Raw genomic sequence first — 14,325 nt, 5'->3', positions numbered from 1 at the left:
GGCACACGGCCCGAATGTATGCGGAAAACAGCATACATTGTGCTCGCAAGCAGGCACACGACCCGAATGTATGCGGAAAACAGCATACATTGTGTTCGCAAGCGGCACACGGCCCGAATGTATGTGAAAAACCGAACACAATGTGCCGGGGGACGGCGCGTGGGCCTAATGTATCCGTTGGTGCGAGAGCATCCTCCTCACATTCGGGCACCCTCTGTTTGAACTTGTATATACAAGTGTAATGTATGTCAACAAGTTCTTCATGGAGGTGCTTTAGTTGAATCAAGTGAGTCAAGCCCGGACAGCGGAATGGTGGCGCCGGTCTACCGTGTATCAGGTGTATCCGAAGAGCTTCAAGGATACGACGGGGAACGGAAACGGCGATATCAGAGGCCTGACGGAGAAGCTGGAATATTTGCAGGAGCTGGGGATTGATATTGTCTGGCTCCAGCCGGTCTATGTCTCGCCGGGACATGATAACGGTTACGATGTGGCCGACTATGAGCGGATTAACCCCGAATTCGGCACGATGGAGGACTTCGACGAGCTGGTAGCGGAGCTGCACCGGCGCGGAATGAAGCTCATGACGGATATCGTAGTCAACCATACCTCGACAGAGCATGAGTGGTTCAAGCAGGCGATCTCCAGCCGGGATAATCCGTACCGCGATTATTATATCTGGAAGGACCCGGCGCCAGGCGGGGGAGTACCGAACAATTGGCAGTCGAAGTTCGGCGGTCCCGCCTGGCAGTACGATGAGGCGTCAGGCCAATATTATCTTACCCTTTTCGATAAGACACAGGCAGATCTGAACTGGGAGAATGAGCAGATTCGCAGAGAGGTCAATGAGATGATGCTGTTCTGGGCCCGCAAGGGTGTGGACGGCTTCCGCATGGATGTGATTAACCTGATCTCCAAGGACCAGAGCTTCCCGGATGATGACGGAAGTGTGCCGCCGGGAGATGGACGGAAATTCTACACAGATGGTCCACGTGTCCATGAATTCATCAGAGCGATGTATGATGAGGTATTTGGCCCGCATGAAATGATCACGGTTGGAGAAATGTCCTCTACTACGCTTGAAGAGTGCATCCGTTACTCCAGCCCTGAGCAGCGGGAATTCTCGATGACCTTCAACTTCCATCATCTGAAGGTGGATTATCCGAACGGCCGGAAGTGGGAGCTGATGCCTTACGATTTCGAAGCACTCAAGCGGCTATTCAGTGAGTGGCAGACCGGGATGCAGGAGGGTGGGGGCTGGAACGCATTATTTTTCAATAATCATGATCAGCCGCGCGCCCTCTCCCGGTTCACCGATGATACTGCGTACCGCAAGGAGAGCGCCAAGCTGCTGGCGACTACACTGCATGGACTACAGGGCACACCGTATGTCTACCAGGGTGAAGAAATCGGGATGCCGAATCCGAGATGGAAGAGCATCGAAGAATTCCGTGATATTGAATCGCTGAATATGTACCGTATTCTGTGTGAGCAGGGAACAAGTCCTGAGCAGGCCCTTGCAATCCTTCAGGAACGTTCAAGGGACAACGCCCGGACGCCGATGCAGTGGGAGGACAGCCCGAACGCCGGGTTCACCAAGGGTACGCCTTGGCTGAAGGTGGATGAACGTTACCCGGACATCAATGTGCAAAGAGAGCTGGAGCGGCCGGATTCGATCTTCCATCATTACCGCAAGCTGATCGCTCTGCGCAAGGCGCATGCGGTCTTCACGGACGGCATCTACCGCAGACTGGACGAAGCACATCCCGAGGTGTTCGCTTATGCACGCATGGGGGACGGCGAGGCACTGGTGGTGGTCTCGAACTTCAGCAGTAAGGAAATCACCTTCCGGCTTGCGGATCATCAGTGGGCAGACTTAAGCGCAGCGGGTCAAGATAAGCTTCTGCTCGGCAATACGGGAGAGGATCTTCCATTCAAGCAAGAGCTTCAGCTCAGTTCGTATGCTTCATATATGTGGCTGATCAGTCAGAACTGAGAAAGTCAGCACTAAGGGAACATGTACTTATAGAAGCAACATCAACAAAAGCAACATCAACTAAGCATTCATCAACTATGCGAGGAGTGACAATATGGCTATAGACCGCAAAAATGTTGAAGCTATTGTCCGGGCGGTGGGAGGCAAGGAGAATATTGAGGTTGCGACGCATTGTGTGACCCGGCTAAGATTCTCGCTCTATGATGAGAGCAAGGTGGATTCGGCGGCGCTGGACGCAAATGACCTTGTGAAAGGACAATTCTCTTCCCAGGGACAATTCCAGATTGTTATCGGTCCGGGCACGGTAGATAAAGTATATGACGAGATGATTCAACTGACCGGCGGCTCCCGCTCCTCCAAGGATGAGGTGAAGTCAGCTGCTGCCCGCAAGCAGAACCCGCTGCAGCGGGCAATCAAGACGCTGGCGGATATCTTCATCCCTATTCTTCCGGCCATCGTTACAGCGGGTCTGCTGCTCGGGATCAACAATCTCCTGACGGGGCCGGGCATCTTCTTCAGCCAATCGCTGGTGGATGTCTATCCGCAGTGGAAGGATATTGCTGCCATTATTAATACGATTGCCAGCACGGCGTTTACCTTCTTGCCGGCTCTGATCGGCTGGGCTGCAGTGACCCGCTTCGGGGGCAGTCCGCTGCTCGGGATTGTATTAGGGCTAATTCTGGTTCATCCGGATTTGTTAAGTGCCTACAGCTATGCAAATGCTTCTACGGAAGGGACCGTTCCTACCTGGAACCTGTTCGGCTGGCATCTGGAGCGGATCGGTTATCAGGGGCAGGTCCTGCCGGTCCTGGTATCGGCCTATATTCTGGCCAGTATTGAGAAATTCCTGGATAAGCGGGTCCATGATTCGATCAAATTGCTCGTGGTCGCACCAGTGACACTGCTGATTACAGGGTTCCTGGCCTTCACCATCATCGGACCGGTTACGTTCGGCATTGCGAATGCCATTACCTCCGGGCTGATCTATGTTTTCGATCATTTCGCCATCCTTGGCGGCTTGATCTACGGCGGATTCTATTCGCTGCTGGTTATTACGGGAATGCATCACACCTTCCTGGCCGTGGACGTTCAGCTGATCGGCAGCGAAGGAGGGACGTTCCTGTGGCCGATGCTAGCCCTCTCCAACATTGCCCAGGGTGCCGCAGCTCTTGCCATGATATTCGTGGTCAAAGAGCAGAAGGCCAAAGGTCTGGCCGTCACCTCTTCCGTCTCGGCGTTCCTCGGAGTCACCGAGCCGGCGATCTTCGGGGTAAATATCCGCTACCGTTACCCTTTCATCTTCGGGATGATCGGCTCCGCGATGGCCGGAGTGCTGCTGACCGTTAATCAAGTCCGCGCCACTTCCATTGGCGTAGGGGGAGTACCCGGCTTCCTGTCGATCTTCCCCAACCAGTGGGGCGTATTCTTCGTCGGGATGGCGATTGTACTGATTGTGCCGTTTGTTGCCACGGTGCTGTATGGCCGGGCAGTCGTGCAGCGGGCGGCGAACAAATCAGATGCTGCTGGAGCAAGCGCGGCAGTATCCAGTCCATCAGATACAAGCAAAGAGCTAAGCAGCCGCAGCTCCGTCCAAGGCTCGCAGGAGCCGGTGAATATTCTGGAGCTGGCCTCGCCGCTCAACGGAACGGCGGTGCCGCTGGAGCAGGTTCCTGATCCCGCTTTTGCCGAGAAGCAGATGGGGGAAGGGATTGCCATTGAACCTTCCGAAGGCAAGGTCTACGCTCCCTTCGATGCTACAGTGGCCCATGTGATTAAGAGCAAGCATGCGCTGATTCTGGAGCATGCCAGCGGAGTCCAGGTGCTGATCCATGTCGGGATCAACACCGTGTCGCTCAAGGGCAGCGGGTTCACGGCGCGCAAGGAAATCGGCGACAAGGTGCAGGCTGGCGAGCTTCTGCTGGAATTCGATATGGAGGCCATCCGCGCCGCAGGATATCCATTAATCACTCCAATCATTATCCCCGCAGGGCAGGATATGGTGGAGCGGATTGAGGAGAAGACCGGACCGGCAACGGCGAAGCAGACAAGTATTCTGACGGTTCATCTGAAGGGTTGATCTGAGCGGATCAGGCAGGACTAAGCAAGACTTATAAGGATAGTCAGACAGCCCTGCGGGGCTGTTTTTATATAGATATACAGGAAATCAGGACGGGCACAAGAGGTGCACAAGTGCCCTGAATTCGCCTGTTAAGGCAGTTTTGTTCATACACGGATGAAGTGAGGGCATGTTACAATATAGGGCGGTGATGATCGATGAGAGAGAATATATTTTTGCAGATTTATACGGAATATAGCAACCGTATTCATTCCGGCCAGCTTGCGCCCGGAACCAAGCTGCCCTCGGAGAGTGAGCTGGCGGAGGCTTACCAGACTTCGCGGGAGACGGTGCGCAAGGCGCTGAATCTCTTGTTCCGTGAGGGCTATATTAACAAGATCAAAGGCAAAGGCTCGTTCGTGCTGGATATGACCCGGCTGGATTTCCCGGTGACCGGACTAATTTCATTTCAGGAAATGTCCGGGACACTCGGGGTTCCCTCGCGGACACTGGTAGAGGAGACGGTCCTGGAGCCGGCAGGCTCTCTGCTGGCCCGGCAACTGCACATTACTGAAGAGACGCCGGTATGGAAGGTCATTCGCGCCAGAGAGATTGAAGCCGAACGGATTATTCTGGACAAGGACTATTTCCGCTCAGATATCGTCCCATTTCTGAGCAAGGAGATTGCAGAAGGCTCTATTTATGAATATCTGGAGTCTGAGCTGGGTCTTAAAATCAGCTATGCCAAAAAGCTGATTTCCGTTGAGCCCTCGACCGGGGAGGATCAGCGCCTGCTGGACCTGAAGCAATACCTGCATATCGTCGTAGTGCGGAACTATGTGTATCTGGAGAATACGGTGCTGTTTCAATATACGGAATCCCGGCACCGGCTGGACAAATTTCAATTTGTGGATTTTGCCAGAAGGGTTAGGCGGTAAACGGTTAGGCACAGGCTGGCGAAGGAGCATTCCTGAAATAGCTGAATATGAAGCATCATAAAGCAGGGCGTTCACGTATAATCGTGCGCTCTGCTTCTTTTTTTGCTTTTTGCGCAAATTAACGACATTTTTCGATCATTTGTGAGAATTTTGTGAGAATGATTTGCTTTTATTAGGGATAGGCTTGCATTTCAATGATGAAGAATGGAGTGAGACAATGAAGCGTAAGAAGCTGCTCGCACTGCTAATGGTGCCCACAATGATCCTGTCTATGTTCCCAGCGCCCCTGGCTGTACATGCAGATTCAGCAGATTGGGGAGCAAGGGCTGCCTATGGCGGGGAAGGCGGAACAGAGCTTTTCCTGGGAGGGAAATTCATTGAACTGGGGATAAGCAACTGGGGGAATTTCGGTACGATGGGCAGTAAGCCCGCTAATTTCCGTGGAACGAATTCCAGACCTTATCTGGGAATGAGTGCGGATCATGACGGATATGGAACAGGCAAAGATCTGCCAGTCGATTATTATTTGCCGGGTACCCCTGAAGAACGGTTCGCGGTAGGATACCAGATCGGCGGAAATACATATGCGAAGTCCAATTCAGCGCAGATGCACTCGATGGATATGCCGACCACCGTTGTAAATACCTCGCAGACGGATAAAGGAATTCTGAGTGCGACTACGGTATCCACATGGACTGACACTATGGAGATTAAGCAGGTGATCAGCTTTGGGGAGAACCAGAAATTCTACCGCAATGATGTGACTATTACCAATCTTACAGATAAGAATTGGGACGGGGCGCGGTATATGCGCTCAATGGACCCGGATAATACGGTGGATCAAGGAGGGGCATATGTCACCTCTAATATTGTGACCCACACCATTGAGGAAGATCGCGCTGCAGTCGTGAAGGCGAGTACTATTGCTGATAATGATCCGCTGTACAAGGCCTTTAATTCAAGAGCCCCAATCTTCTTCTATTCCAGTGATCCACGGGCGAAGGCTTCCGTCTTCGGGTTTACCAATACTAACCCTTATGCGCTGGAAGCTTACAACAGTCCGAAAGCGAAGAACGTGGAAGTCAAGGCTGATGCAGGGATTACCATGACCTGGGATTCTGGTACGCTGGCTCCGAACGCAAGCAAGAAATTCACCTATTACACGAGTCTCGATGAGAGGGATTTCAGTGAAGTCATCTCTGACATTGAGCTGGATGAAGGCGCCAGCAACGAGCTGGTGGAAGCCAAGGCGAATGATGGAACGGTTACCGGCAACCAGAAGGTGAATATAGTCGGTGCGACCCTTGCTGATTCTATTGATCCAAGCCATATCCGTATCAACAATCTGCCGGAAGGACTTGATTTCGCAGTAACCCGGCTGAGTGATACGGAGCTTAACTTCACACTGACTGGTGCGGCGGTTGATCACGGCAAGGATGCGACAACGAAGAACCTGTCCGTTACGGTCGATAAGGAGAATCTGCTGGGGATCTCCTCCGGTCTGACGACCAAGACCTTCAGTGTAACGTTCAGAGATCCTGCGGCGCTTAGCCTGAATAAAGGGATTGTATCCGAAGCGGTCTATGGCTCGGGTGAAATCACTGAGACGCTTGGCGTGACGATTACTGGCGGCAAATTCAATGAAACGATTGATGCAGCCGATGTGCAGGTGCATGGTCTGCCAGCCGGTCTTGGCACTAGCGTGACAAGAGTATCCGACACAGAGCTCACGCTTCAGTTCACCGGTGCAGCTACGGTGACCAGCGATGTCTACGGTGCATACGTGACTGTGGCTTCCGGGAAGCTTGAAGGAAGTCCGGCGGATATAAGCACGAACACCTTCAAATTCGATTTCATGGACAAAGAGCCTTATTTGGTGGTCAAGACACCGCAGCTCTATGAATCGGATCTGAATGATGGCACGATCGGGGATGTGCTTGTTCTTGAACTGAAGAACGGTTCTTTCGATGAGTCGGTTATGGATGCCATCGAAGCGGTGAATTGGCCGCCGGGCCTTACGCCAGGCAAGATTACCGTGGATTCTCCGAACCAGATTACGGTGGCCATTACCGGCCAGGCTGCCAGCCATAAGACTGCTGACAGTGTGAACCGGGCAGCGGTTACGCTAGCAGGCATTCCGTCAGGAACCTTCGCTATTCTGTTCTGCTCTCCTCCGGCAGTGATTGCCGCGTCTCCTGATGTAATCCACGATGCGGGTGACGGCTCAGCGGCAGAGACGCTGACGGTGACCCTGCGTAACGGCGTATTTACAGAAGAGGTCGAAGGCGGTGTAAGTGTTAATAATATGCCTGAAGGCTTAAGCTTCAGCGTGGTGCGAATTAGCGGCACGGTACTTGAGATTCATTTCACCGGTCAGGCGGCTGGAAAATACGAGGCATCTGCTTTTGCTTCAGTCACGGTAGATCCTTCTATTATTGTAGACGGGGTTAAGCCTGTGACCTCCAATAACGTTGATCTGCAGTTACCGGGTGCTGATGCGTTGGTGAAACGCGATATGGAAGCCTTAACCTGGGAGTTGATCCGTAAGGACAATGCCCTGCAGAGCTCTGTGCTGAGCGGACTAGATTTACCTCTAAAAGGAGCTAACGGTAGCACGATTACCTGGACCTCCACCAATGGAACGGTCGTTGCCACAGACGGGACGGTGACAAGACCGCCGTTCAATACAGGCGATCAGCCGGTTACATTGACAGCGGTGCTGAAGAATGGGGCATCCGAGCTAACGAAGACCTTCGAGCTGATTGTCAAAAAGCAGGCCGGCACCGACAAACAATCGGTAACCGAAGATACTTACCTGCTTACCTGGAATACGATCCGCGAGGAGAATGTGAAGCAGGAATCCGTAACCTCTGCGGTGTATTTGCCGAAGAATGGGACGAATGGCAGCACGATCACCTGGACCTCTTCCGATGAAGAGGTGATTGCCACTGACGGAACGGTAACACCACCTTCCTTTTCAAAGGGGGACAAGCCGGTAACCTTAACAGCGGTCATCCGTAAGGGAGACAGCGTGCTGACCAAAGAATTCGTGCTTACGGTCATCAAGCGTCCAATGACAGATGAAGAATCTGTAAATGAGACCTTGGCCAAGCTGGACTGGGACATGATTCGGGAAGATAACGAGGAGCAGGAGCAGGTCCTGACGGATCTTGACTTGATTACCGAAGGCACCAGCGGCAGCATGATCACCTGGACCTCCTCCCAGGATTCGGTGATTACTCCGGATGGTGGCGTGAAGCGCCCTGCTTATGCAGATGGAGACCAGAAGGTTACCCTGACAGCAACAGTGACCAAAGGCAGTGTGACCTATCAGAAAGAATTCATAGTAACTGTTAAGGCTAAGCGTCAGAGCATCGACGATCAGCTAGATGAAGCTATGAAGCTGCTGAGAATCGGCTACAAAGGACAGGATACAGCCAAGAGCGTAACGCAAGACGTTGAGCTGATCTCCAAGGGCTACTATGATTCCGAGGTTGTATGGACAAGCCATCGCGGCGATATTGTCAGCAACACAGGTGAAGTGCAGCGTCCGCTGAAGGATACAGTAGTACGGCTGACGGCACGCGTTGCCAAGGAAGGCTTTTTCCGGGAGCATGACTTCTACATTACGGTCAAAGGAACGGCCACGGTCGATCTTCCTCAGGATGAGGTGAATATCAAGATCGGTTATGCTCCTGGAGATTCAGAGGAGTCGGTGACCCGGAATCTGTTCCTGCCTAAGACAGGAGAGACCGGATCTGTGCTGACCTGGACTTCGAACAAGCCGGATATTCTGACGAATACCGGACGGGTTAAGCGACCGGGGCCGGATGAAGAGGATGTTACGGTAGAGCTTACTGTACAGCTCGCAGACCCGGACCATCCGGGCGGGACTCTGGCGAAGACTTTTACAATTGTTATCAAAAAACTCAGTGATCAGGAAGCGGCAGAGGAAGCGGCCAGAACTACAGGAATCCATCCTGCGGCAACGTTCGCTGAGGGAGATACCTGGGAGAGTGTCACTGAAGCCTTTGTATTGCTTCAGACTGGCAAATACGACACTAAGATTACCTGGACCTCAAGCCTGCCTTCGGTGATTGCCGTCCAGCAGGATGCGGACGAGGCCAAGGGCAATGTAACACCTCCGGCCCAGGATACGAATGTCATTCTGACCGCTACCTTCACCCGGAACGGTAAGAGTGCAGTGAAGCAATACCTGCTGATTGTGAAGGCGAAGGGCGTAGTCAAGGAAGGTGCCGTTCGTGAAGCAACGTCCAGACAAGCCGGACTGTCTACCCCTAATGACGGCAAGCCGCTGGAGCAGGGCGTGACGATTCTTAGAACGAACCTGTCAAACGGAACGAAGATTGACACCATCGTAATTGATGAGAACGAAGTATATAACCTTGTGGAAGGCGTGAACCCGAATGACCCGGATGCAGCCAACCGGAGTGTAACCATCACCCATGTGGATGATCCGGCTGCGCGCGCGGATGAGATTGCAGTTGAAATTCCATCAACGGCCGTTTCGATTCTTGCCGGGCGCAAGGCTTCACTGGATATTGTAACTGCACTCGGCTCGATCCATCTGGATGCAGCCAGCCTGGCACAGCTTGATGCGAGTGCTACCGACCTGTATTTCCGGATTGTACCGGTGAAGAACCCGCAGGCGAAAGCGAACGTCCAGAGCAACGCGATCCTGAACGGTTCTTCCAAGCTGGCACTGGCCAGTGACAAGACGCTTCAGAATCTGGGTTCGCCTCGCGAGATTGAGACGAACTACAGCAAGATCAATACTATGATTCAGCTCCCGTTGTCCGAGTTCGCGGATCAGATTCCGCTGCAAAGCTCCGGGGTGCGCGACGCCTTCCTGGACAGCTTGCGGGTGTACGTTGAACACAGCGATGGCGAGATTACAATCTACACTCCAGAAATTGTGTATAATCGGAGCGGCGAGCCTGTAGCGCTGGAGATTCAGATTAACAAATTCAGTACCTTCCAGATTGTACGGATTACAGATAAGGCTGCGGAGCCTGTTAAAGAAACTGAACCCGCACCTACAACTGCACCTGTAACTGTCCCTGGGGTAAAAGGCGAGACAGTTCCTTCGGCCAGTGTAGAACTGACCGCAGATCAAGTGAAGGAATTGCAGAATAAGGGCAGTGAAATTGTGATCGAGTCGAAGCTGGGCACGGTTAAGCTTGACGCAGCTGCTATCGATCTGGCAGCGCTCAGCAAGCAGTTTGGACTGAAGAATGACAATCTGGGTGGCATTGTCATCACAGCTGAGCTGACAGCATCCTCTTCTGACAGCCTGGAAGCCTTCAAGCTTGCGGCCGCGAAGCAGAAGGTACAGCCTGGTAACACTCTGGTGAACTTCTCTATTAAGGCGAAGTATCAGGGACAGACGGTACAGGTAACCAGCCACGGCTGGGCGAAGTACACGCTTGAAGTACCGGCAGATATGAAGATTACCACTGGCGTATTATACCGGGATGGTGCAATCTATCATCAGCCGACATATGTAACCGTTAAAGACGGACGTTACTACGCTACGATCAACAGCCTGGAGAGCGGAGAATTCGGCTTAATCTGGAATCCGCTGGAATTCCCGGATGTAGCGAAGCACTGGGGTAAGCCGGATGTCAATGACATGGGCTCAAGACTGGTGGTAAGCGGCACGAAGGAAGCGGTCTTTGAACCGCAGCGGGCGATCACACGGGCTGAATTCACTGCCATGCTGGCAAGAGCGCTCGGCATTGTCACCCATGGGGAGCAGCCTGTTACGTTCAGCGATGTCTCCGCAGGCGGATGGTACGGGCTGGAGCTTCAGGTTGCCATCGAGAACGGCCTGATCACCGGTTATCCGGACGGAACCTTCAGACCGGACAACAATATCTCCAGACAGGAAGCCATGGCAATTGTCAGCAGAGCCTTGAGCATCACAGAACTGAAGTCTTCGCGCAGCGAAGAGCAGACTCAGCAACTGCTGAAGTCCTTCGCCGATTCCGCTTCGGTAGCGGGCTGGGCGGTTGCTAATGTGAAGCAGAATCTGGCAGCTGGTATTATTCTGGGCAGAGACGAACAGCGTCTTGCGCCGAACGAGAATATTACCCGCGCCGAGGCATCGGCGGCGATCCGCAGATTGCTGATTCAATCGAATTTGATTAATCCGTAAGTATAAGCATCACATAACCATTGTATAAGCAAGATCAGGGTCGTCCCTCAAGCCAGATTATGGTTGGGGGACGGCTTTTTGTTAACTTTTGAGACCACTACAGGGTAGCCGTTAAACTCCGCAAAAAATGACCATTAACTCAAGCAAAATGGCGAGCAACCGGTGTGTTTTTCCAGTACAATCGGTTGTAGGCGGAAATTGCACATTTTTTCGGGGGAAGTTCTTTAGTCTGCGCATAGGAAAGTTCAATTCGGGCTTGTACAATAACACTAGCGATTGTAAACGCTTGCTTTCATTCCAGAGGAGGGTATGATGCAATCCATGAATGTGCGGAATCCCGTTATTGCCGGGTATTATCCGGACCCCAGTGTGGTCCGTGTGAATGAAGATTTCTATCTGATTAACAGCACCTTTGAATATTTTCCGGGTGTGCCTATCTTCCACAGCAGGGACCTGATCGAGTGGACCCCGATAGGGCATGTGCTGACCCGCCAGTCCCAGCTGGATCTGCGGACCACCAAGAGCTCGTCAGGCATCTACGCCGCCACCATCCGTTATCATGACGGGCGATTCTACATGATTACTACAGATGTCAGAGGCATCGGCAATTTCTATGTGACTGCGGACAAGCCTGAGGGGCCCTGGTCTGATCCGATTCTGCTGCCGCACGGGGGCATTGATCCGTCCCTGTTCTTCGATGATGACGGGCGCACCTATGTTACGGTGCAGAACGGTGCAGGCTATGAGTCGCACATTATCCAGTATGAGATTGATCCGCTGTCCGGGGAAGTGCTGTCGGAGCCGGTTAACATCTGGAGCGGCGATGACGGCCCGTGGGTCGAAGGCCCGCATCTGTACAAGATCAAGGGAGTCTACTACCTGATGACCGCCTCCGGCGGCACGGCGGGCGATCACCGGGAGATTATTGCCCGCAGCAGCAGCCCTTACGGCCCGTTCGAGGACAAGCCGGAGCCGATCCTGACCCACCGGGGACTGAAGGACCACCCGGTACAATGCCTTGGACATGCCGATCTGGTGGAGGATACGTCCGGGCAGTGGTGGGCCGTCTTCCTGGGCATGCGCCCGGTGGAAGGCCGGTATTCCCCGCTGGGCCGGGAGACCTTCCTGGCTCCGGTCACCTGGACGGAGGACGGCTGGCCGATGATTGACAATAATGAAGGCACCGTCATAGCCGCGGACGAGTCCAGCCTGGAGGAACAGGTGCGGCGCTTTACGCCAGAGGACGGCTTCGGGCCGGAGTGGGCCTTCCTCCGCGCTTATGAAGCGGAACGGTATTCCTGGACCGAGCGCGAAGGCAGTCTGACCGTGCGCGGGAATGCCTACACGCTGGACGATGAAGCGCCCGCCGTGTTCGCGTGCCTCCGCCAGCAGCACCACCGGATGGAGACAGGCGTCAGCCTTGACTTCACGCCGGTGACCGAAGGCGAGCATGCCGGACTGGCTGCGCGGCTTAACAACCGCGGATATCTTTTCTGGGGACTTACTTGCCGCAGCGGCCGCCGGGTGATGGAGCTTGTAGTGAAGAACGGCGAGGAGCGGCAGGTTCACCAGTATGAGGTAAGCGGTGAAGGTGCCGTTCAGCTTCGCCTCCGCTGCGACGGCTATCACTACCACTGCTCCTATTCGGCAGATGGGGTGTCCTGGCATGAAGTCCCGGAGACGGTTCATGTATCGGTCCTGTGCCCGGAGGTCAACGGCGGCTTCACCGGTGTCTGCCTCGGCGTACATGCCTCGGGCAACGGTACAGAGAATGCCAGCCCTGCTTACTATGAAGGATTCTATTATTCCAATATCAAAGGAGATGCCTTATGAATCAGCAACAACCACCTAAGCCTAATCAACCGATCGTAACTCACATCTATACAGCGGATCCGTCCGCCCATGTCTATGAAGGCAAAATCTATATCTATCCTTCCCACGATCTGGATCATGACGAGCCGAGCAATGATAACGGTGACCAGTATAAAATGGAAGATTACCATGTTCTCTCGATGGACAGCTTCAATTCTCCGGTGGTCGATCACGGCGAAGCGCTGCATGTGAGAGATATTCCATGGGCCTCCAAGCAGCTCTGGGCTCCAGATGCCGCATATAAGAACAACACCTACTATCTGTTCTTCCCGGCCCGCGACCATGACGGCATCTTCCGTCTTGGTGTGGCAACGTCGGAGTCTCCCGCAGGCCCGTTCTCCCCGCAGCCGAATTATATGGAAGGCAGCTTCAGTATTGACCCGGCCGTGCTGGTAGATGACGACAACCAGGCGTATATCTACTTCGGCGGACTCTGGGGCGGCCAGCTGGAGAAGTGGCAGACCGGCAGCTTCGTGCCGGATGCGGAAGGACCGGCTGCCGACCAGCCGGCGCTTGGACCGCAAGTTGCGCTGCTTAGCGACGATATGCTGTCCTTCCAGGGCAAGCCTGCCGAGATCTCGATTGTCGATGAAGACGGGAATCCGATTCTGGCCGGGGATGAGGAGCGCAGATATTTTGAAGGCCCATGGATGCACAAATATAACGGCGATTACTACCTGTCCTACTCAACAGGAACCACGCATAAGCTCGTGTATGCGATCGGCAAGAATCCGATGGGACCGTTCACGTTCAAGGGCGAGATTCTGTCTCCGGTCATCGGCTGGACGACTCACCACTCCATTGTGCAAGTGGAAGACAAATGGTATCTGTTCTATCACGACAGCTCCCTCTCTGAAGGCGTCAACCACAAGCGCTGCGTGAAATACACCGAGCTGAAGTACAACGCCGACGGCACGATCCAGAGTATCAATCCTTATCCGGATGCGGAGTAAGCTGGCGGATAGATTAATGAAGGTAAGTAACATATGAGGTAACCATGAAGCAGTTCCTAGAGGGGCTGCTTTTTGGCGTGGCAAGGATGCGTGAGGGCCGAATGTATGCGAAAAAACCGAACACATGTGCTGGTTCGGGGCGCTCGGGCTGAATGTATACGAAAAAGCGAACACATTGGACAGGTGCGGGTGCGAGTGGGTCGGATGTGTGCGAAAAACCGAATACAATGTGCTGGCAAGGGGCGTTTCGGCCGGATGTATGTGAAAAACCGAACACATTGGGCAGGCGCGGGTGCTTTTGGCGTGAGGAGATGTTGGTCGGGTTAGGCTAT

The 14,325-nt window shown here is 53.6% G+C and carries 6 protein-coding genes; all 6 read left to right on the top strand.

What is annotated here, in order from left to right; genetic code table 11:
- Positions 1–277 precede the first annotated feature (277 nt).
- Entirely contained in the window at positions 278–1,996 is a 1,719-nt protein-coding gene (treC, locus tag MKY86_RS21225) for an alpha,alpha-phosphotrehalase (protein ID WP_083685682.1), read from the top strand.
- 94 nt (positions 1,997–2,090) lie between these two features.
- Positions 2,091–4,073: a PTS system trehalose-specific EIIBC component gene (gene treP, locus MKY86_RS21220; RefSeq protein WP_076084370.1), complete on the top strand. Its 1,983-nt coding sequence runs from the start codon at positions 2,091–2,093 to the stop codon at positions 4,071–4,073.
- Positions 4,074–4,270: 197 nt separating this feature from the next.
- The gene (gene treR / locus MKY86_RS21215; protein WP_076084373.1) at positions 4,271–4,990 is read left to right on the top strand and encodes a trehalose operon repressor; all 720 of its coding nucleotides are present in this window, start codon (positions 4,271–4,273) and stop codon (positions 4,988–4,990) included.
- Between the two features lie 217 nt (positions 4,991–5,207).
- The gene (locus MKY86_RS21210) at positions 5,208–11,168 is read left to right on the top strand and encodes an S-layer homology domain-containing protein (protein WP_076084376.1); all 5,961 of its coding nucleotides are present in this window, start codon (positions 5,208–5,210) and stop codon (positions 11,166–11,168) included.
- Between the two features lie 309 nt (positions 11,169–11,477).
- Entirely contained in the window at positions 11,478–13,001 is a 1,524-nt protein-coding gene (locus MKY86_RS21205; RefSeq protein WP_340827430.1) for a glycoside hydrolase family 43 protein, read from the top strand.
- The gene (locus MKY86_RS21200; RefSeq protein WP_076084379.1) at positions 12,998–13,993 is read left to right on the top strand and encodes a glycoside hydrolase family 43 protein; all 996 of its coding nucleotides are present in this window, start codon (positions 12,998–13,000) and stop codon (positions 13,991–13,993) included. Before MKY86_RS21205 ends, MKY86_RS21200 begins: the two co-directional genes overlap by 4 nt.
- The last annotated feature ends 332 nt before the right edge of the window (positions 13,994–14,325 follow it).

Source organism: Paenibacillus sp. FSL R7-0333 (genome assembly GCF_038000365.1).
Taxonomy (GTDB): Bacteria; Bacillota; Bacilli; order Paenibacillales; family Paenibacillaceae; genus Paenibacillus_AQ; species Paenibacillus_AQ silagei.
Note: the sequence above shows the minus strand (reverse complement) of the source record. Positions and strands in the feature narration are given on the sequence as shown.